Annotated in this window: 17 protein-coding genes; 5 read left to right on the top strand and 12 right to left on the bottom strand. The window is 40.6% G+C overall.

Annotation, left to right across the window (positions count from 1 at the left end; translation table 11 throughout):
• Window positions 1–88: 88 nt before the first annotated feature.
• Window positions 89–769, bottom strand: a complete 681-nt coding sequence (gene dsbC, locus IHV77_RS10640) for a bifunctional protein-disulfide isomerase/oxidoreductase DsbC (protein ID WP_194811928.1) — start codon at window positions 767–769, stop codon at window positions 89–91.
• A gap of 142 nt (window positions 770–911) precedes the next feature.
• Between dsbC and prfB the strand changes: the two genes are divergently transcribed.
• A protein-coding gene (gene prfB, locus IHV77_RS10635; protein WP_194811927.1) for a peptide chain release factor 2 occupies window positions 912–2,010 on the top strand; the annotation gives its coding sequence in 2 pieces (ribosomal slippage) (window positions 912–986 and window positions 988–2,010; 1,098 coding nt in all).
• 102 nt (window positions 2,011–2,112) lie between these two features.
• The gene (gene lysS, locus IHV77_RS10630; protein ID WP_194811926.1) at window positions 2,113–3,621 is read left to right on the top strand and encodes a lysine--tRNA ligase; all 1,509 of its coding nucleotides are present in this window, start codon (window positions 2,113–2,115) and stop codon (window positions 3,619–3,621) included.
• Between the two features lie 151 nt (window positions 3,622–3,772).
• On the opposite strand, the gene IHV77_RS10625 is transcribed toward lysS, so the two are convergent.
• From IHV77_RS10625 to IHV77_RS10580, 10 genes are all read right to left on the bottom strand, one after another.
• Window positions 3,773–4,975 carry a glycosyltransferase gene (locus IHV77_RS10625; RefSeq protein ID WP_194811925.1) on the bottom strand — a complete coding sequence of 401 codons (1,203 nt, stop codon included), beginning with the start codon at window positions 4,973–4,975 and terminating at the stop codon, window positions 3,773–3,775.
• A gap of 262 nt (window positions 4,976–5,237) precedes the next feature.
• Window positions 5,238–5,729, bottom strand: a complete 492-nt coding sequence (gene ilvN, locus IHV77_RS10620) for an acetolactate synthase small subunit (protein ID WP_194811924.1) — start codon at window positions 5,727–5,729, stop codon at window positions 5,238–5,240.
• Entirely contained in the window at window positions 5,722–7,452 is a 1,731-nt protein-coding gene (locus IHV77_RS10615; protein WP_194811923.1) for an acetolactate synthase 3 large subunit, read from the bottom strand. The genes ilvN and IHV77_RS10615 overlap by 8 nt, the downstream gene beginning before the upstream one ends.
• A gap of 790 nt (window positions 7,453–8,242) precedes the next feature.
• Window positions 8,243–8,956, bottom strand: a complete 714-nt coding sequence (locus IHV77_RS10610; RefSeq protein WP_194811922.1) for a TerC family protein — start codon at window positions 8,954–8,956, stop codon at window positions 8,243–8,245.
• A 75-nt stretch (window positions 8,957–9,031) separates the two neighbouring features.
• Window positions 9,032–10,858, bottom strand: coding sequence for an excinuclease ABC subunit UvrC (gene uvrC / locus IHV77_RS10605; RefSeq protein WP_194811921.1), 1,827 nt, complete (start codon window positions 10,856–10,858; stop codon window positions 9,032–9,034).
• Between the two features lies 1 nt (window position 10,859).
• On the bottom strand, window positions 10,860–11,624 hold the full coding sequence (gene kdsB / locus IHV77_RS10600) for a 3-deoxy-manno-octulosonate cytidylyltransferase (RefSeq protein ID WP_194811920.1): 765 nt from the start codon (window positions 11,622–11,624) through the stop codon (window positions 10,860–10,862).
• A gap of 60 nt (window positions 11,625–11,684) precedes the next feature.
• Window positions 11,685–11,867 (bottom strand): Trm112 family protein, encoded by a 183-nt coding sequence (locus tag IHV77_RS10595; protein WP_194811919.1) that lies wholly within the window; start codon window positions 11,865–11,867, stop codon window positions 11,685–11,687.
• A 1-nt stretch (window position 11,868) separates the two neighbouring features.
• Entirely contained in the window at window positions 11,869–12,858 is a 990-nt protein-coding gene (gene lpxK, locus IHV77_RS10590) for a tetraacyldisaccharide 4'-kinase (RefSeq protein ID WP_194811918.1), read from the bottom strand.
• Window positions 12,859–13,156: 298 nt separating this feature from the next.
• Window positions 13,157–14,905, bottom strand: a complete 1,749-nt coding sequence (gene msbA / locus IHV77_RS10585; protein ID WP_408635298.1) for a lipid A ABC transporter ATP-binding protein/permease MsbA — start codon at window positions 14,903–14,905, stop codon at window positions 13,157–13,159.
• A gap of 58 nt (window positions 14,906–14,963) precedes the next feature.
• Window positions 14,964–17,351 (bottom strand): DNA internalization-related competence protein ComEC/Rec2, encoded by a 2,388-nt coding sequence (locus tag IHV77_RS10580; RefSeq protein WP_194811916.1) that lies wholly within the window; start codon window positions 17,349–17,351, stop codon window positions 14,964–14,966.
• Between the two features lie 250 nt (window positions 17,352–17,601).
• Between IHV77_RS10580 and dksA the strand changes: the two genes are divergently transcribed.
• The 3 genes from dksA (at window position 17,602) to folK (ending at window position 20,134) form a co-directional block, all read left to right on the top strand.
• Complete coding sequence (dksA, locus tag IHV77_RS10575; protein ID WP_194811915.1) at window positions 17,602–18,039, top strand: RNA polymerase-binding protein DksA; 438 nt, start codon at window positions 17,602–17,604, stop codon at window positions 18,037–18,039.
• 343 nt (window positions 18,040–18,382) lie between these two features.
• Window positions 18,383–19,654 (top strand): polynucleotide adenylyltransferase PcnB, encoded by a 1,272-nt coding sequence (gene pcnB / locus IHV77_RS10570; RefSeq protein ID WP_232842178.1) that lies wholly within the window; start codon window positions 18,383–18,385, stop codon window positions 19,652–19,654.
• 3 nt (window positions 19,655–19,657) lie between these two features.
• On the top strand, window positions 19,658–20,134 hold the full coding sequence (gene folK, locus IHV77_RS10565) for a 2-amino-4-hydroxy-6-hydroxymethyldihydropteridine diphosphokinase (RefSeq protein WP_194811913.1): 477 nt from the start codon (window positions 19,658–19,660) through the stop codon (window positions 20,132–20,134).
• A 231-nt stretch (window positions 20,135–20,365) separates the two neighbouring features.
• On the opposite strand, the gene IHV77_RS10560 is transcribed toward folK, so the two are convergent.
• Window positions 20,366–20,830, bottom strand: coding sequence for an outer membrane lipoprotein (locus tag IHV77_RS10560; protein ID WP_194811912.1), 465 nt, complete (start codon window positions 20,828–20,830; stop codon window positions 20,366–20,368).
• Window positions 20,831–20,844: the final 14 nt, after the last annotated feature.

Genomic DNA, 20,844 nt, shown 5'->3' with positions numbered 1-20,844 from the left:
GTCCCCACTTTACATACCACAATCATATTTTGTGCAACGGGCTACATAATACCGTTAAAAACAGCGGGCAATAAGCCCACTTTAAATACTATCCTTCTAACGCAGACAATAAATCCGCCGGTTTTAAATATCCGCCGATGAGTTCACCGCTTGAAGTAATAATACTTGGCGTACCGTTTACACCGAATTGAATACCCAATTCGTAATGTTTTTTCACCATATTCGGTGTTTTTACTTCTTTCGGTAAATTACCTTTTTCCGCTTCATTTAAAGCGAAAACCGGATCTTTCGCCGTCCAAATCGCTTCCATCTGTTTTGCCGTTTGCGTTTTCATACCACCGCGAGGAAAGGCTAAATAACGCACGGTGATACCAAGATCATTATATTCTTTTAACTGCTTATGTAACAAATGGCAATAATGACAGGTAATATCCATAAAAACGGTCACGACATGCTTTTCATTTTTTGCCGGATAAACAATCATTTCATTTTTGTATGAATTAAGTTTATCCATCAATAACTTACCGGCAACATCCACAGGCCCTTTATTGGTTAATTCATAAAGTTTACCTTGAAAAGCATATTTACCATCTTCGGTCACATAAATAATACCTTCATCGGTTACCGCGGTTTTAATACCTGAAATCGGGGAGTTTTTTACTTCTACGTTTTTCGCACCAAGTGCTTGCAGTCTATTCTTAATAGCGGCATCATCCGCCATTGCGTTAACTGAAACGGCGCATAAAAGTGCGGTTAAAATTTTCTTCATTTTTTGTTCCTAAATTTTCTAAACTAAGAAAGTTTGGAATTATAAAGAGATTGCAAATTTGCGCAAGCCCAACTACCCAAAAATTAGAAAATAGCTTATAATCCCACAACTTATAATATTTTATAACATTGCGTTTCTATTTATGTTTGAAATTAATCCCATAAAAAATAAAATCACCGACCTTTCCGACCGCACTTTCGTGCTTCGGGGGTATCTTTGACTTTGAAGCGAAAGTCGAACGTTTAGAAGAGGTTAATGCAGAATTAGAGCAACCGGATGTATGGAATGCCCCGGAGAAAGCACAAGCCTTAGGTAAAGAACGTGTCTCGCTTGAACAAGTTGTCAATACCATCAAAAATCTTGAACAGGGGTTAAAAGACGTTGACGGTCTGTTGGAGCTTGCTATTGAAGCGGAAGATGAAGAAACCTTTAACGAAACCATAGCTGAACTGGAAGAGCTTGAGCAACAGCTTGAAAAACTGGAATTTCGCCGAATGTTCAGCGGAGAACACGACAGTGCGGATTGCTATATTGATTTACAAGCCGGCTCCGGCGGTACGGAAGCGCAAGATTGGACGGAAATGCTGTTGCGAATGTACTTGCGCTGGGCTGAAAGTAAAGGTTTCAAAACCGAATTAATGGAAGTCTCGGACGGCGATGTAGCCGGCTTGAAATCCGCGACTGTTAAAGTCAGCGGAGAATATGCTTTCGGTTGGTTGCGTACGGAAACCGGCATTCATCGTTTAGTGCGTAAAAGCCCTTTTGATTCCAATAACCGTCGCCACACTTCTTTCAGTGCCGCCTTTGTTTATCCTGAAATTGATGACGATATTGATATTGAAATCAATCCGGCAGATTTACGCATTGATGTTTACCGCGCCTCCGGTGCCGGCGGTCAGCACGTAAATAAAACGGAAAGCGCCGTTCGGATTACCCATATGCCAAGTGGCATTGTCGTACAATGTCAAAATGATCGTTCCCAACACAAAAATAAAGATCAAGCAATGAAGCAATTAAAAGCAAAATTGTATGAACTTGAATTACAAAAGAAAAATGCCGATAAACAAGCCATGGAAGAAAATAAATCCGATATCGGCTGGGGCAGTCAAATTCGTTCCTATGTGTTGGACGACTCGCGTATTAAAGATTTACGCACCGGCGTAGAAAACCGCAATACTCAAGCGGTGTTAGACGGTGATTTGGATCATTTTATTGAAGCGAGCTTAAAAGCCGGGCTGTAAATATATATGAAATTGCGTTTCCCCCCTCTCCCCTGTAAAAAATAATCACAAAGTGCGGTTATTTTTTTAATAGATTTTAAAGTAAAAATGAAGGTAACAAAAATGTCAGAACAAGAAGTAAAAGAATTGGATCTCAATGGCGAAATGCTTGTTCGCCGAGAAAAACTCGCCGCATTACGAGCAAAAGGTAATGCTTTCCCGAATACATTCCGCCGTGATGCGCTTGCTCAAGATTTACACGACAAATACGATTCTGAGGAAAGCGAGGCACTAAAAGAAAAAGCAATTGAAGTACAGGTAGCAGGCCGTATTATGACACGCCGAACAATGGGGAAAGCAACCTTTATCACTATTCAAGATATGAGCGGCAAAATCCAGCTTTATGTCGCACGTGATAATCTGCCTGAAAATGTCTATAAAGAAGATGTTAGCCATTGGGATCTCGGCGATATTATCGGTGTAAAAGGCACCCTTTTCAAAACCAAAACGGATGAACTTACTGTAAAAACCACCGAAGTTCAGCTTTTAACCAAAGCACTTCGCCCTCTGCCGAATAAGTTCCACGGTTTAACCGATCAAGAAGTACGCTATCGCCAACGCTATTTGGATTTAATTTCTAACGAAGAGTCCCGCCGCACTTTTATCATTCGCTCTAAAGTCGTGGCCGGTATCCGTGAATATTTTATTTCCAAAGGCTTTATGGAAGTAGAAACCCCAATGTTACAGGTAATTCCCGGTGGCGCTTCCGCCCGTCCTTTCATCACTCATCATAACGCACTTGACGTGGATATGTATTTACGTATTGCCCCTGAACTTTATTTAAAACGTTTGGTTGTCGGCGGCTTTGAGCGTGTATTTGAATTAAACCGTAACTTCCGCAATGAAGGCGTCTCGGTGAGACATAATCCTGAATTTACTATGCTTGAATACTATCAGGCATACGCGGATTATCACGATTTAATGGATAACACGGAAGAATTATTACGCAAACTTGCACTTGATATTCTTGGCACGACTATCGTGAAATATGGTGAATATGAATTTGACTTCGGTAAACCCTTTGAACGTATCACTTTACACGATGCAACCATCAAATACGGAGCGGATAAAGGTATCGTAAAAGAAGATTTATATGATTTTGATCGCGCAAAAGCCACTGCAGAACGTTTAGGTATTGAAGTACAAAAATCTTGGGGCTTAGGCGGCATTGTAAATGCAATCTTTGAAGAAGTAGCGGAACATCACTTAATTCAACCGACTTTCTTAATGGCTCATCCGGCAGAGATTTCGCCATTAGCACGCCGTAATGATGAAAACCCTGATGTAACGGATCGTTTTGAATTGTTTATTGGTGGTCGTGAAATCGGTAACGGTTTCTCAGAACTTAACGATGCCGAAGATCAAAACGAACGTTTTGATGCGCAGGTTGCCGCAAAAGAAGCCGGTGATGATGAAGCGATGTTTAAAGATGAAGACTTTGTAGTCGCCCTTGAACACGGCTTACCGCCAACCGCCGGCGAAGGCTTAGGCATCGATCGCCTCGCTATGTTATTTGCAAATGCAGCATCTATCCGCGATGTCATTTTATTCCCGGCAATGCGTCAGAAATAATCAAAGCAACACTATAAAGGAAGTCGAACGACTTCCTTTTTGATTACACTAAAGTTTATTCCTTATTCGTACCGATAAATTTATCACTTAAAACAATCAACGTAATATTTAGGGTTAATCCCCTTACTTTTTTTCATCAATTTCTCTATTTTTAACCTAAAATTTGGTTTAACAAGCTATCCAATTTATTCGTAATCGTTTGTTCAGAAAAAGGCATAATAGCTTCAGGCAATGATTGAATATAAGTTTGTCGCTTCATTTCGTTTTGTAATAATTCAAAGGTTTTTTCAACAAAGGCTTTTTCATCGAATAGTGGTACTAGTACACCGTACTTTCCATATCCTAAGATTTCCTTAGGCCCCACCGGGCAATCCATCGCCACCACAGGAGTGCCACATACCATGCTCTCAATCAATACCGTTGGTAAACCTTCAAATCTTGCCGTGTGAACAAATAGCTTTGCCTTTTTCATAAAAGGAAACGGATTACTTCTATACCCTAATAATAGGCAATCAGCTTCTAAACCTAATTGAGAAATATGCTGTTGTAACAATGCTTTAGAAGGACCATCTCCTATAATATATAATTTTTCCTTAACCCCTTTTTGTTTTAAAGTTGAAAATATATTAATTAACTGAATTAGATTTTTTTGCCCCTCATCTAAACGACATACTTCCACAATAAAATCATCAGTAAGTAATTCCGAATCTTCAATACAATACTGTTTTGCCTTTTCTTTAATATTTTCTATTTTTACAGGATTATAGAGAGAATGAACCTGTGTTTGAGTTACGCCTATTTCAGCTAATTTAGCAGAAATCGCCGTCTGCATCTCATCACAAATACCAAAAATATGTTGATATTTATTTAAGACATAACGATTATGTTCATTCCAGTAAGTAAAATCAACATAGCTGTGAACCCATCTAATAACGGGTATTTTGGAATTTATATCAAACTTTTCAAGAAAATGATCAAAAGACGCTCTTTCATTATTAAACACAATTATTGCTTGATAAAGTTTACTATTGATTTTCTCTAACAATCCTTGATTTAATTTTTGAATTAGTGCATTTCTCCAAGACTGATAATATGCTCTTTTTTCATGGGCTAAATCTCGTGTATCTAAGGTTTCTCCGATATAAATCAAAAACTCCGTTTCAATCGGTGTAATAAGTTGATGAATATCAATTTCCTTAGGAATTTCATTAAGTTTAAAATCTCCTCGATTCATCATATAAACTAAATCAATATGATATTGTTCATATTGATTTAGAATATTTAGATATTCTGCTAAAACCACCTGAACTCCACACATAATAGGTGAAGTACTCACAACTAAAAGATTTTTCATAAATATTAAATCTCAATGTATTTCCTGTAGAAATTCCCCCGATTGCTCGGCTCAACTTTCTTGTTAAAAACAGGGAATAATATCCCTATTTTAGTATTTTCAACGACAATGATAATAGCTTAGCTTGCTATTTCAAAATTCTAGAAACTGCGACTTTCAGTTGTTTCCCGACTATATTCGCCTTTTCGGTGACTGTCAAAAAATTTAACACAAAAAAATCCGTACTAATAAATTTCAGCACGGATTTTTCTCAAAGAAATGATTAAAGCATATTCTTCTCACCACGGGACAAACTAATCAGCCCTGAACGGACGATTTCCAGTAATGTCGTTTCTTCTTTCACGGCGGCAACAAAAGCATCAAGTTTGTCTTTGGTGCCGGTAAGCTGGATCGTGTAGGATTTTGGTGTTACATCTACGATCTGACCACGGAAAATATCTGCCAGACGTTTGATTTCATCACGTGATTGACCTGTTGCACGAACTTTAAGGAGCATTACTTCACGTTCTACGTGTTCGTGCTCGCTTAAACTAATCACTTTGAATACATCAACTAATTTATGGAGTTGCTTTTCAATTTGTTCCAATACCTGCTCATCTCCCACTGCTTCAATCGTCATTCGAGATAAAGTCGGATCGTCTGTCGGAGCTACGGTGAGGCTTTCAATATTAAATGCACGTTGAGAAAATAAGCCCACCACGCGTGATAACGCCCCGGATTCATTTTCTAATAAAACAGATAAAATTCTACGCATTATTATTCTCCCCTTGCGGTTTACTTAAAATCATTTCATTCATCGCCCCGCCACGCACTTGCATTGGGTAAACGTGCTCGGTCTCATCTACGTTAATATCAACAAAGACAAGTTGATTTTTAATACTAAAGGCTTCTTTTAATTTGCTTTCCAACTCATCCGCAGTGGCGATTTTTATACCTACATGACCATAAGATTCCGCCAATTTCACAAAATCCGGCAGTGAATTCATATAGGTTTGGGAATGACGACCGGAATAAATTAAATCTTGCCACTGTTTCACCATTCCTAAGAAATGGTTATTCAGACAAATTACGACTACCGGAATACCGTATTGCGTTGCAGTTGAAAGTTCTTGAATATTCATTTGAATACTGCCATCACCGGTAACGCAAACTACCGTTGCATTCGGTTGAGCCAATTTTGCCCCCAGTGCCGCCGGTAAGCCGAAGCCCATTGTGCCTAAACCGCCCGAATTGATCCAACGACGTGGTTTATCAAAAGGATAATGCAAGGCGGCAAACATTTGATGCTGCCCTACATCGGAGGCAATATAAGCTTCCCCATTGGTGATGCGATATACCGCTTCCATCACTTGCTGAGGTTTGATGACCTCGGAAGTGCGGTCGAAATCCAAACAGTTTTTTGCTTTCCATTCATTAATTTGTTTCCACCAATCTTCAAGATAATTTTGTGAGCGGGCAACTCCTTCTTCACCTAATAAACTTAAAAATTCTTCTAATACGTTTTTCGCATTTCCCACAATCGGGATTGTTACTTGTACATTTTTAGAAATGGAAGTGGGATCAATATCAATTTGGATCACTTTGGCATACGGGCAATATTTCTCAAGATTATTCGTGGTACGATCATCAAAACGCACACCGATACCAAGAATTAAATCACTTTCGTGCATGGCGTTATTCGCCTCATAAGTACCGTGCATTCCCAACATACCTAAAAACTGTTTATCGGTACTCGGATAAACCCCTAACCCCATTAAAGAAGCCGTTACCGGCAAATTTAGATTTTGTGCAAATTTCAAGAGTTCTTCATTGCATTCTGCCGAAACCGCTCCGCCACCGACAAAAAGAACCGGTTTTTTCGCCACAAGTAATGCTTTCAATGCCTTTTTAATTTGTCCTTTATGTCCGTTTACTGTGGGATTATAAGAACGCATCTCAACGGATTTCGGATATTCATAAGGGAATTTATGATTCGGATTTACCGTATCTTTCGGGATATCCACCACAACCGGGCCGGGACGACCTGTTGAGGCAATATAGAAAGCCTTTTTCAATGTTTCAGGAATATCCTCTGCTTTTTTTACGATAAAGCTATGCTTAACCACAGGGCGTGAGATCCCCACCATATCGCATTCTTGGAACGCATCACGACCAATTAAATCCGTCATAACCTGACCGGAAAGCACCACCATTGGGATAGAATCCGCATAAGCGGTCGCAATACCGGTAATCGCATTTGTCGCTCCGGGACCTGATGTAACAAGCACACAGCCGACTTTGCCCGTAGCCCGTGCATAACCATCCGCCATATGCACGGCCGCCTGTTCGTGACGTACCAGAATATGCTCAATCCCCCCTAGGGTGTGAATCGCATCATAAATATCTAATACCGCACCGCCCGGATAGCCAAATAAATATTCTACCCCTTCATCACGTAGCGATTGCACTACCATTTCAGCACCGGATAATTTCTTCATAATTCTCTCCTAAAATTGACCGCACTTTGTGTTGTTACCGATTGTTTAAGCTTATTGTTTTCTTAATACCATTCATCATACTGACAAAAAAATCTTTGTCTAGCATAAAACAGCACATTCAAAAGAATAAAATTAGAATTAAATTCTTAATTTTCCACAAAATAAAGATTAAAATAAAAAATAATCAACTAAAAAAATAAAAAATACGACTTTATTCCATATTTTATAAAAATCACAAAATTTTGTTTTTTTATTCATTTTTTTGAATCGGATCACATTTTTAGTGAAATTAGTTAGATAAACACTGTGTCAATACAATTTTGTTATTACAATGCGTACTAACGAAATAGAAGAGGTGATAAAAATGAACGGTGGTCTTACTATTTGTTGCATTGATAACGAAATCAAACAACTTGCCGCTAAAAATGCTAAGTAGTTAGACTTAGAATTGAAAACCAAGTGATAAAACTCTATCGAGTAGGATCGCACTCAGTGCTATTTAAATAATGGATAGAAATCACGTAAAAGTGCGGTCAAAATCGACCGCACTTTTTCGGTATTATGTATCAGTCAAGAGAATTTTGTACCCAATATTGGGATAAGGTGCATTGAGCTTTGCATAACGCACCGTTTAATCTATTAGCGCGTTACGGTTTCGCCTAACAGCATCCTACCGATGATTTGTGCAAGCGCTACATAATACCTGTGATTTCACGGTATTAGCCGCAATTGCATAAAATGCTGTTTGAATAAGCGTAGGGAACACGATGTTTGGCTTCCCTCAACAATCTTATTTCATCGCCTTTCTCATTTTGATATTCAACATTTCTACTACGGCAGAAAAACCCATAGCAAAATAGATGTAGCCTTTCGGAATATGAATATCAAAGCTTTCAGCAACGAGGCTCACGCCGACAAGAATTAAGAACGCCAATGCAAGGATTTTTAAAGTCGGGTGCGTATCCACAAAATCACCGATTGGTTTTGCCGCAAACATCATCACTCCAACTGCAATCACAATGGCAAGAATCATTACTGCTAAATGGTTTGCCATCCCCACTGCGGTGATCACTGAATCAAGCGAGAATACAATATCCAAAATCGCAATTTGAATGAGTACACCAAAATAACTGACTTTCTTTTTATTTTCACTTTCATGATGTTTTTCAGGATGTATGGCTTCTTTAATTTCACCACTACTTTTCACGATTAAGAATAACCCCCCGATTAATAAAATCAGATCTCGACCGGAAATTTCTTGATTAAACACGGTGAAAAGCGGCTCGACGAGTTTCATCATCCAAGCAAGCGACATGAGAAGTAAGATTCGGGTAATCATTGCCAGACCAAGACCGATAATACGTCCCGATTGGCGTTGTTGAGCCGGCAAACGTCCCACTAAAATACTAATAAAAATAATGTTATCAATCCCTAAAACGATTTCAAGTGCGGTCAATGTCACAAGTGAAATCCAAGCTTCGGGATCAGAAAGCCACTCAAACATAATTCATTCCTAATAAATAAAAAAACAGGGCGAGGATCATAATCACTTTACAAAGAAAAGCAACGTCTATTTGTGCTAGCTTCGTAAGGTTTCAAAAATGCTTTCCGCCAATCGGCGAGAAATCCCCGGTACGGAAGCAATATCGTCCAAGGTGGCATTTTTCACGCCCTGCAATCCGCCAAGATATTTCAACAATGCTTGTCGGCGTTTTGCCCCCACGCCTTCAATACTTTCTAAGCCGCTTTGAGTGAAGGCTTTTTGGCGTTTTTTGCGATGCCCGCTAATAGCGTGATTATGACTTTCATCACGAATATGCTGAATCAAGTGCAAGGCAAGGCTGTCGTCCGGAAGATGAATTTCACGTTCTTGTTTGCTGATAATCAAGACTTCTTGCCCCGCCCTACGATCCACACCTTTTGCCACACCGATTAAGTGCGGTCGATTTTTATTCCATTTTACGTTGAGATGTTGGAACACTTCTAAAGCACGATTTAGCTGGCCCTTCCCACCATCAATAAAAATAATATCGGGAATTTTATCTTCTTCAAGATCACGGTCGTATCGTTTTTTCAACGCCTGTTCCATCGCCGCATAATCATCTCCTCCGGTAATACCTTCAATATTGAAACGGCGATAATCGGATTTCAATGGACCTTCTTGGTTAAACACGACACAAGAGGCAACCGTTTGGTTTCCCATCGTATGGCTAATATCAAAACATTCCATTCGCTTAATTTCAGGCACATTAAGTAATTCACACAAGGCTTGATAGCGTTCCGACATCCGCGATGATTGTTTAAGTTGCGTTGCCAATGCCGCTTTCGCATTCACTTGTGCTAGTTGTAAATATTTGCTTTTATCTCCCTTCACACTTTCTTGAATGGTTACTTTTCGACCGGCTTGTTCGGTCAATAATTGCTCTAATTCCGATTTTTCCAGCAATTGACGATCTACAATGATGTTATTCGGGATACTTCTTCCTTGATGCCCTTGCAAATAAAACTGACCGACAAAGGTTTCCGTCAGTTCCGAAAGATCCGTATTTGCCGGCACTTTTGGGAAATAGCTACGGTTCCCCAATACTTTACCTTGACGAATAAACATCACCTGCACACAGGCCAATCCGTGTTGATAGGCAATGGACATAATATCCATATCGTCCAATCTTTCATTCGATACGAATTGTTTTTCAATCACCGCGCGCACCGCTTGAATTTGATCGCGATAACGGGCTGCCTGTTCAAAATCAAGATCACGGCTTGCCTGCTCCATTTTACCGATTAAATAATCCAGCACTTGTTGATCTTTACCTTGCAGAAATAAGCGAGCCAATTCGACTTGTTGGTTGTATTCTTCATCCGTTACATGACCTTTTACACAGGGGGCGGAACAACGTCCGATCTGATATTGCAAACAAGGGCGGGAGCGATTGCCATAGACGGAATTTTCACATTGGCGCACAGGGAATAATTTTTGCAATAAAGATAAAGTTTCACGCACAGCTCCCGCATGTGGGTAAGGTCCGAAATATTCACCGGCAATTTTTTTCATTCCACGATAAGAAGCAATTCGCGGATGACGTTCTTTCGTAAGCAAAATAAAAGGATAGGACTTATCATCGCGTAATAACACGTTATAACGCGGTTGATAGAGTTTGATAAAATTATGCTCCAGTAGTAAGGCTTCGGTTTCTGAAGAGGTGATCGTCGTATCAATATGATGAATCGCGGCGACTAAGGCTTCGGTTTTCTTACTACTGAGATTAGCGCGAAAATAACTGGACAGACGTTTTTTTAAATCTTTTGCTTTCCCCACATAAATCACCTGATCTTTATCGTCATACATACGATAAACACCGGGTTCATGGGGAACGTCCGAGAGAAATTTTTTTGGATCAAACATATTAATTCATAGCCAAAATCGACCGCACTTTTTCTAAATCTTCCGCCGTATCCACGCCCACTGCCGGCACGGCTTTTGCCAATTCCACGTGAATAGGTTCCCCGTTCCATAGAACACGTAATTGCTCCAGTTTTTCTAGGTTTTCCAGCAGGGTCGGTTTCCATTGCACATATTGTTTAATAAAGCCGGCACGATAAGCATAAATGCCGATATGGCGCAAATAAGCATCTGCTAATTTCGCTTTTGCCACATCCTGTAACGCCATAAATTGATCCCGATCGTAAGGAATCACGGAACGGGAAAAATACAATACATAGCCGTTTTTATCGGTAAGCACTTTCACTGCATTCGGGTTAAATAATTCTTCAGGTTCGTGAATTTTTACCGCAAGGGTCGCCATATTCACGTTAAATTTAACCAAGTTTTCAGCTACTTGACTCACGATTATCGGTGGAATAAGCGGTTCATCACCTTGAATATTGACGATAATTTCATCATCGGCAATCGCCAGTTTTTTCACGACTTCGGCTAAACGTTCCGTGCCGGAATTGTGATGTTCCGAAGTCATACAAACTTGCGCACTAAAATTTTCTGCCGCTTGCGCCACTTTTTCGTTATCTGTAGCGATAATCACACGGCTTGCACCAGATTGTAGTGCTTTTTCAAAAACATATTGAATCATCGGTTTACCGGCGATATCGGCAAGGGGTTTACCCGGCAAACGTGATGATGCAAAGCGGGCGGGAATAATAACGGTAAATGACATAAAATATTCCTTCTTAATGATAAAGCTGCATTTCCACACCTTTGAATATACTTAGACGGCTTAATTCTCTCTTATTATTTCAGCTTTCTCTGCCACCAATATAGGCACACCGTTCTCAATCGGATAGGCAATCTGTTCATAGCGACAAATTAATCGTTGATTTTTCGCATCATATTGCAAACGTCCCAAACAACGCGGGCAAGCAATCACTTCAAGCAATTTGGGATTCAATCGTTCGAACATATCAATATCGCCCCAGTAATTCCTCAATTTTTGCCCAAAAGCGCGGTAATTTTTCGTTGTGTTTTTCGGCTTCAACGATCTCTGCTTCCACCGGAACATACCACCAGTTTTCTTGGGCGAAAGTTTGGCATTTCACGGCATCTTTTTCCGTCATAAAGAGCGGTTGATTTCGGGCAAGTTTTTCTAATTGTGCGGCCTCAAAATGTTGATGATCTTGAAATGCTTGAGTGTGATTTAATACGATGCCCTGTTTTTCCAACATCGTAAAAAAACGCTGCGGGTGACCAATACCGGCAATGGCTGAACCGAATTCAAATTCATTTAACCGGCGTTTTTCCTTACTTTTTAAATTGACGGCATAATGAGGAACTAACGTCATCACCGCATCAGAATACTGATTTTTTCCTCCATTCGTGATAACAAAATCAACGTTTTTTAATCGACTCGGCAATTCACGTAAAGGACCGGCGGGCAATACAAAACCGTTGCCAAGCGCACGTTCGGCATCCATCACCACAATTTCAAGATCCCGTTGTAGTTGATAATGTTGTAAACCGTCGTCAGAAATAATGATGTCGCACTCACTTTGTTTCAAGAGCAGTTCGACGGCTTGTCGGCGATTCGGTGAAATCACCACCGGTACGGAAGTGCGTTTTGCGATAAGAACAGGTTCATCGCCGCCTTCAATAGGCGAAGTGTTTTCCGTTACAAGCAGCGGATAGATTTTTGAGCAACCGCCATAACCACGGGAAATGACGCCGGCACGCAATCCGCGTTTTTTAAGTTCCTCAACAAGCCACACTACAACCGGTGTTTTGCCGTTTCCCCCTACAGATAAATTGCCAACGATGACAACAGGTTTCGGCGCACGATAAGCGGATTTTATACCCAATGAAAAAAAAGCACGGCGAATTTGGCTGATAACCCAAAAAAGCAAAGAAAATGGCAAAAGTAGCCAAGCGAGTTTAGAACGGGAGTACCAAAATGGCATAGAGAATCCTTTCTAAATAGTCTAAAAGTGCGTATAAAACAACACGGATTTTCGGTGTTACGTATCAGTCGCACAAAGAATATTTTATATCCGATATTTATCGGTGTAGGGTGTGTTAACCGTAGGCGTAACGCACCTTTCTATCGATTTATCAATAAATTTCATTATTGGTGCGTTACGGCTTCGCCTAACGGCACCCTACTATGGTTTATGCAACGACTATGGTTTGTGCTACTAAAATGATTTGTACAAATGCTACATAATAACGCGAGTTTTTCAACTTGCGCTTAATTTATCATTAGCCATTAAACTGCATACTATGCAACTGTTTGTATGCTCCATTTTGTTCAAGCAATGCCTGATGATTGCCGCGTTCGCGAATTTCGCCGTGATCAATCACTAAAATTTCATCGGCATTTTCAATAGTGGATAGGCGATGAGCGATAACCAAAACCGTACGATCTTTTTTCAGATCTTCAAGTGCCGCTTGAATAGCACGTTCCGATTCAGTATCAAGCGCAGAAGTCGCCTCATCTAAAATCAATACCGGAGAATTGCGTAATAAAGCACGGGCAATGGCTAAACGTTGGCGTTGACCGCCGGAAAGACTCGCACCGTTTTCGCCGATCACCGTATCGAAACCTTCCGGTAGTTTTTCAATAAATTCTAAGGCGTAAGCGGCTTTTGCCGCTGCAATAATTTCTTCACGTGTGTATTTATCACCTGCGGCATAAGCAATGTTATTGGCAATGCTATCATTAAACAAATGCACTTGCTGTGATACTAAAGCACAATTTTCACGTAAATTTGATAAGCGATAATCCTGAATATTCACGCCATCAAGTAAAATTTCACCCTGTTCAATATCATAGAAACGGGTAACAAGATTAGCGATAGTGGATTTTCCGGAGCCTGAACGACCTACTAACGCAACGGTTTTTCCCGCCGGAATACTGAAGGAAATATTATTTAACGCCAGCCCGTCTTTGCCTTGATAGGCAAAGCTCACATTTTTAAATTCAAGCTTCCCTTTTGCCGGTTTCGCCTTATAAGTGCCTGTGTCTTTTTCCACTTCTAAATCCAAAATTGAAAATAAGGTTTGGCAAGCCGCCATTCCCCGTTGGAATTGTGAATTTACGTTCGTTAAAGATTTAAGCGGACGCATCATCGCAAGCATAGAAGAAAATACGACGGTAAACGAACCCGCACTGAGGTGATCATCGGCAATAAGCGGCGTGGTGGCTAAATAAAGTACCGCCGCTAAAGCAAGAGAAGCGATAATTTGTACCACCGGATCAGAGATGGCATCCGCCGTAACCATTTTCATACCTTTACGGCGCATATCGTTGCTGACGAGGTTAAAACGCGTTTCTTCCACATATTGCCCCCCAAAAGAAAGCACCACTTTATGCCCTTTCAGCATTTGTTCTGTGGTGGAAGTGAGCTCCCCCATCGAATCTTGCATATTTTTACTTAATCTACGAAAAACTTTCGAAACCAAACGAATTAAAATCGCAATGACAGGCCCGATAATAAAAAGCACCAAGGTCAATTCCCAGCTTGTATAAAACATCACTGCCAGCAGGGAGATTATATATGCGCCTTCGCGCACAATAGTCACAAGGGAATTGGAAGAGGAATTAGCGATCATCTCGGAATCGTAGGTAATTCGGGAAAGCAATTTTCCTGAAGTGTTACGATCAAAAAAACTCACGGGCATAAACATTAAATGTTTGAACAAACGACGACGCATTGTCATCACCACTTTGCCCGACACCCACGCTAAGCAATAGTTAGAGATAAAACTACTCACACCGCGCAAGAAAATCATACCGACAACAACAAACGCCATCATTTTTAAAAAAGAATGATTGGTTTTGCCAAACCCATCGTCAAGTAAGGGTTTTAATAAATAAATCAACCCCGAATCGGCTAAGGCATTCAACACTAAAGCGATAGCCGCAGCCACTAATCCTGCTTTAAAAGGTTTAATCATCGGCCATAAACGCTTAAAAGTTTGCATTGTAGAAAAGTCTTTATCTTGCATCTCTTGATTTTGCATATCAGTTATCTTCTATAAAAAATTTTCGGCGGCATTGTACCTTTTATTCGTTTGATAATCCAATCACTCGCGCATACCAAGGTGAAAAAGCGTCTCTGGCGGTATCAATTGTTATCTTATTCCGATAAAAACCCACCCGAATTTGCCCTGAAAACGCCGTATTTTCTACCGCACTTTTATAGCGCGTTAAGCGTTCCGTTACCGAAGAATGGGGGAATTTCCACGGGTTCCAACGACCGCTGGAAATAATCGAAATATCCGGTTGAGTTTGGGCAAGTAAAAATTCTCCCGTAGAGGTTTTACTGCCGTGATGTCCCACTTGCAAGACATTAAGTTTGCCTAAAGTGCGGGCAAAAAACCGCTCGTTTTTCGTTTCGGCATCGCCGGTTAGCAAAACACGATATTGCCCGTCATCAATCAAAATCACGCAAGAATCGACATTATCCGCCCGTGCAACCGATTTCTCAGGAGAAAGTACGCGAAATGAAATGCCACGCCATTGCCAGCTTTTTCCGACAATACAGGAAGTGCGGTCAGTTTCACCGTAAGTTTTTTCTGATGAACTTACCAGTTCTAAATGAGGATAAGCCTTTAAAATCGCCCTCGTCCCACCGGAATGATCATTATCATCATGACTTAAAATCAATTTATCCGGCTCAATTCCCTCACGTTGCAAATAAGGCAATATTTCCGATTCAGCCATTGAACCACCCTGCCACGCCGCACCGGTATCATACAAAATACCTCTTCCGTCTTTTACGATTAACGTTGCCAAGCCCTGCCCCACATCTAATGTATCAAGCTGCCAAAGCGGTTTTTGATATTGCCGATACGCCCCGATCAATAAACATAAAACCGCAATACTTACCGAAATACCGATTACTTGTTTAAGCTCAATCCGCGGAGATGATTTGTTCACACTTAATGTGAAAAATTTTGTCTGTTTCATTTTCCAATCTTGTTGCGTTACCGGTTTTTCCCGATAAATCCCATAAATTATTAAGAGGAAAATCAGACTACAAAGTGCGGTCAAAACAAGCGATACATTCGATGAGACCGCAAACCAACTTCCTTGAAAGTAGGCAATAACTTGTGTTATCCGTTCTGCTAATTCATTAGCCAATTCCCAAGAAGAACACGCCCCCTTCGACAATACGGCAAATAGAATCAAAGGCACAAGGAAAAAACTATAAAAAGGCACGGCAATCAAATTGGCGAAAAAACCATTTAACGCAATGCCATTAAAAAAGAAAAGCTGTAACGGTGTGAACAATAGAAACAAGCCGAACTGCAAATGGAACAAACGCATTATCCACCGCACTTTTTGAGAGAAAGGCTGATGCCGCCATTGAAAAAGAGAAAACGGCACATAGCGATACCATAGGATTAAACAGCACACGGCGCCGACGGAAAGCCAAAAACTGATGGAAAGCGGCATAAGCGGATCCCATAATAAAAGAAATGCCACCACTAAAATAAAAAGTTGAAAAGTAGAATAATATCGCCGAGCTATTTGTATGCAGGAAATAAAAATCAAGGCGGAAATTGCACGAAAAGTGGGAACGGTAAATCCTGCAAGGTAAGCGTAAAACAAGGCAAAAATTCCCCCAAAGAACAAGGGAAAAAACGGATGAATAAAACGGGTTGGAAGAAAAAATTGCATTAAGCGAACCAGAAAAAAACCAATCCCCATTGCCAAACCGATATGCAGTCCCGAAATCGCAATTAAATGCGCGGTATTAGTTTGCTGATAAATTCTCTGCGTTGTTTTATCAAGCCACGCCCGTTCGCCAAAAGCTAAGGCGATTAACAAACCTTGTAAGGAAAGTCCTTCGGTCTGTTTCAATGCTTGCTGTAATATTTTCTCCCGTAATGAAAAATCACTCTTGATTTTGACCGCACTTTTTACCGTTCCTGTTGCAATAATTCCTTCGGAAAAATACCACTTCTGACGATCAAAACCACCGAAGTTCAATCTTCCGGAAAGCGGACGAAGAAAAACTTCGCCTTGCCAGGTTTCCCCTAAAAAAGGACGTTCCTTTGCTTTCCAATTAAGAAAAATACGCTGCTCGCCCCGCCGTTCTTTTAGTACCGTGCGAACAATGACCGTTTGATACGCTTGCTGATGTAGTACTTCTTCAATAGTAAAAATCAACGGTTGTTTTTGAACGGAGACTTCATCGGCTTGCCGCAGTAAATCAAGGGCAAAAGAATGGACGTATCCCAGGGTTAAAAGCGCAATATTGAGAGAAATAAAAAAACGAAAAACAAATATTTTTTTGAACCAATAGAAGAAAACGGCGGTCAGAACGAACGCTAAATGGCAGAACAGCATTTGTTTCCGGCCGATTAACATAAAATCCGGCAAAAACATTAATGACAGTGAAGCAAAAATAACGCAGATAGCTAACGTAAATACATTAAACGGCATAAAATAAAATCCGTAGATAAACTACGGATACGCTATGTATTTTTTAATAAATAAGCAATCATCCTTCATTGATTTTGCGATCTTGATCGACAAATTCAAATTTAGCGGGCGAAATTCTATTTGCTAAAACAAGAAAGTTCTGTTATTTATATCGCCCTCAAAAATCGGGGTTCGTCAGAACCAAACATAACAACAATGACAGGAAGTCGTGAACGTCACGCTTAAATTCTGTTTGTATTAGGAGTGAGGTATGTCAAAAGCATCGTTAAGTTTATTAGAACTCGCCGGCGTAAAACCATATCAACCCAAAAAAGATGAAGAATATATGAATGAAGATCAAATTCTTCATTTCAAAAAAATCTTAGCCGCCTGGCACGAACAAATCGTGGAAGAAGCGTCTCGTACTGTTGCGCATATGCGTGATGAAGCGGCTAACTTCCCGGATCCGGCTGATCGCGCGACACAGGAGGAGGAATTCAGTTTAGAATTACGCAATCGTGATCGTGAACGTAAGTTGATGAAAAAAATTGAATCGACACTGAAAAAACTGGATACCGATGATTTCGGTTACTGTGATTCTTGTGGCGAAGAAATCGGCATTCGCCGTTTAGAAGCACGCCCAACGGCGGATCTTTGTATTGATTGTAAAACCTTGGCGGAGATTCGCGAAAAACAAGTCGCCGGTTAATTTATTCTGTTAAAAAAGAGAAAGTGCGGTTAAAATTGACCGCACTTTTTGCATTTCCAATGAGCCTCTTTATTTAGAACAAAGTTCATCTCTGCCGATGAAGGTTCAAACGAAAATTACATTAAAAACGGAGTTTATTATTTTTACTTATATCAAAAATTTATTTGGCAAAAAGAAAAAACCGCAATCACAAAATGCACCGAAACAATCAGCCCAAATAAAAGCGCATTCCGAACGAATCGAGCCTTCAAACAATGCGTCTCGAGCAACTAAAAAAATCAATAAATCACCTCGCGATGACAAAAGTATTATTAAAGCCGCGCACTTTGGTATTCATCCGCGTATGTTTAGCCGTAATGCACTCAGCGTTGTGGAAAAATTACAACGTCAAGGTTTTGAAGCCTATATTGTGGGTGGTTGTATTCGCGATATTTTACTGGGTAAACACCCAAAAGATTTTGATGTCGCGACCAATGCCCGCCCCGAACAAATTCAAAATATTTTCCAACGTCAGTGTCGCTTGGTAGGGCGCAGATTCCGCTTGGCGCATATTATGTTTGGACGCGATATCATTGAAGTGGCGACCTTTCGAGCCAATCACGATGATGCCCGAGGTGAACATCAAGCCAAACAGAGTAACGCAGGTATGCTTCTCCGTGATAATGTGTACGGCACCATCGAGCAAGATGCCGAACGCCGTGATTTCACCGTGAATGCGCTTTATTACAATCCGCAGAATAATACGTTGCGTGATTATTTCCGTGGAATTGAAGATTTAAAAGCCGGTAAATTGCGTTTGATAGGTGATCCGACTATCCGTTATCAAGAAGATCCCGTACGAATGTTACGTTCTATTCGCTTTATGGCGAAGTTGGATATGTTTCTTGAAAAATCAAGTGAAGAACCGATTCGCAAATTGGCGCATTTACTGAAAAATGTTCCACCGGCACGTTTATTTGATGAAAGTTTAAAATTGTTACAAGCCGGTCATGGTGTAAAAACCTATCGTTTATTACGTCAATACGGCTTATTTGAGCCGCTTTTCCCTTCTCTTTCAGCCTATTTCACAGAGAAAGAAGATAGTTTTGCCGAGCGTATGATCGTAACCGCACTCACCTCAACAGATGAACGCATTGCCGATAAACTACGCATTAATCCCGCATTTTTATTTGCTGCCTTTTTTTGGTATCCGTTACGTGAAAAAGTGGAGCTTTTGAAAAATGAAGGGGGACTAAATAATCACGATGCTTATGCCCTTGCCGGTAATGAAGTGTTAGATTTATTTTGTCGTGCGCTTGCTGCGCCACGCCGCCACACCACTGTCATTCGGGATATTTGGTTCTTACAATTACAACTTTTAAAACGTACCGGTTCCGCCCCCGTGCGTGTAATGGAACATCCTAAATTCCGTGCGGCGTTTGATTTATTGGTAATGCGTGCGGAAATCGAAGGCGGAGAGACGGTTGAACTGGCAAAATGGTGGCATGAATATCAATTCAGCAACGGCGAGCAACGAAATCAACTTGTGCAGGAACAACAACGCTTACATCCTAAGCCTAAGAAAAAATATTTTCGCTCACGCAAACCCCGTAAGTCAAAATCCGTGAAATTATAGAATATGAATACAGTATATATTGCCCTCGGCAGTAATTTGAATACGCCCGTTGAGCAACTCAATAATGCGTTAAAAGCTATCGATAACCTAGCGCAAACCAATCTGATTGCGGTAAGCGCTTTTTACCAAAGCAAACCGCTCGGCCCGCAGGATCAACCCGACTATGTCAATGCCGTCGCAAAAATCGAAACGCAGCTTGCACCATTAGCATTATTGGATGAATTACAACGCATTGAAAATGAGCAAGGGAGAGTACGTTTACGGCGTTGGGGGGAACGCACCTTAGATTTAGATATTTTACTTTACGGCAATGAGATCATTCGAAACGAACGATTAACCGTCCCCCATTATGATATGCACAATCGAGAATTTGTCATTGTGCCGTTGCTAGAAATCGCACCCGATTTAACGTTTCCAAACGGGCTAAATCTCTCGGAATTAGCCGACAACTTTCTCCGACATCAAATGAAAAAAATCTAAAAAATAACCGCACTTTTTTCAGTTCTGTTAAAGTGCGGTTATTTTCATCTGAATTTTGGTGTAATAGACAATCTTGTTACTTGGTGCGTTATGAATTCGCCTAATACACCTTACAATGTTTCGTGCAAGTGCTACATAATACCGCTTTTACCAATACTTTTATCTACCATGCCGAAAACAAAAAAGCGAACATTAAGTTCGCCTTTTTTATACAACAAAATGAAAAACCGATTAATTAATCACAGACACATTCAATGAAGAACCACCCACGATTTGTACACGTTTCCCTGCTACAAATTTCGGATCAGCTTTTTGTACTACAACAATGCTTTTGCCATCATCTTTTTTAATGACAAGTTCAGCACCATTAACTTGGCTTGCTTTTTCTTCAATTTTGCTACCGACGACAGCACCTGCAATCGCCCCTACAGCAGTCGCAATGGCTTGACCTCGACCGCCGCCAATCGCACTACCGGCAATACCACCTATCGCACCACCACCAACAGTACCGATCACGCCAGGGTTATCCGCTTGAATTTTCACCGGACGAACCGAGACTAACGTGCCATAGCTAATTGAGCGTGCTTCCTTTGCTTGATCTGCCGAATAAACATCACCGCTGAAAATATCGGTATTTGCGCAACCGGTTACACTTAAGGCAGCCGCAAGCACTAACGCAACTGTCATTTTTTTCATAATTATTAGTCCAC

This window comes from Rodentibacter haemolyticus (genome assembly GCF_015356115.1).
Taxonomy (GTDB): Bacteria; Pseudomonadota; Gammaproteobacteria; order Enterobacterales; family Pasteurellaceae; genus Rodentibacter; species Rodentibacter haemolyticus.
This window is presented reverse-complemented; position numbering and strand designations above follow the sequence as displayed.

What these genes read in the sequence shown, in the direction of transcription:
- dsbC (WP_194811928.1), bottom strand. Translation starts at nt 769, where the DNA reads ATGAAGAAAATTTTAACCGCACTTTTATGCGCCGTTTCAGTTAACGCA.
- lysS (WP_194811926.1), top strand. Translation starts at nt 2,113, where the DNA reads ATGTCAGAACAAGAAGTAAAAGAATTGGATCTCAATGGCGAAATGCTT.
- IHV77_RS10625 (WP_194811925.1), bottom strand. Translation starts at nt 4,975, where the DNA reads ATGAAAAATCTTTTAGTTGTGAGTACTTCACCTATTATGTGTGGAGTT.
- ilvN (WP_194811924.1), bottom strand. Translation starts at nt 5,729, where the DNA reads ATGCGTAGAATTTTATCTGTTTTATTAGAAAATGAATCCGGGGCGTTA.
- IHV77_RS10615 (WP_194811923.1), bottom strand. Translation starts at nt 7,452, where the DNA reads ATGAAGAAATTATCCGGTGCTGAAATGGTAGTGCAATCGCTACGTGAT.
- IHV77_RS10610 (WP_194811922.1), bottom strand. Translation starts at nt 8,956, where the DNA reads ATGTTTGAGTGGCTTTCTGATCCCGAAGCTTGGATTTCACTTGTGACA.
- uvrC (WP_194811921.1), bottom strand. Translation starts at nt 10,858, where the DNA reads ATGTTTGATCCAAAAAAATTTCTCTCGGACGTTCCCCATGAACCCGGT.
- kdsB (WP_194811920.1), bottom strand. Translation starts at nt 11,624, where the DNA reads ATGTCATTTACCGTTATTATTCCCGCCCGCTTTGCATCATCACGTTTG.
- IHV77_RS10595 (WP_194811919.1), bottom strand. Translation starts at nt 11,867, where the DNA reads ATGTTCGAACGATTGAATCCCAAATTGCTTGAAGTGATTGCTTGCCCG.
- lpxK (WP_194811918.1), bottom strand. Translation starts at nt 12,858, where the DNA reads ATGCCATTTTGGTACTCCCGTTCTAAACTCGCTTGGCTACTTTTGCCA.
- msbA (WP_408635298.1), bottom strand. Translation starts at nt 14,905, where the DNA reads ATGCAAGATAAAGACTTTTCTACAATGCAAACTTTTAAGCGTTTATGG.
- IHV77_RS10580 (WP_194811916.1), bottom strand. Translation starts at nt 17,351, where the DNA reads ATGCCGTTTAATGTATTTACGTTAGCTATCTGCGTTATTTTTGCTTCA.
- dksA (WP_194811915.1), top strand. Translation starts at nt 17,602, where the DNA reads ATGTCAAAAGCATCGTTAAGTTTATTAGAACTCGCCGGCGTAAAACCA.
- pcnB (WP_232842178.1), top strand. Translation starts at nt 18,383, where the DNA reads ATGTTTAGCCGTAATGCACTCAGCGTTGTGGAAAAATTACAACGTCAA.
- folK (WP_194811913.1), top strand. Translation starts at nt 19,658, where the DNA reads ATGAATACAGTATATATTGCCCTCGGCAGTAATTTGAATACGCCCGTT.
- IHV77_RS10560 (WP_194811912.1), bottom strand. Translation starts at nt 20,830, where the DNA reads ATGAAAAAAATGACAGTTGCGTTAGTGCTTGCGGCTGCCTTAAGTGTA.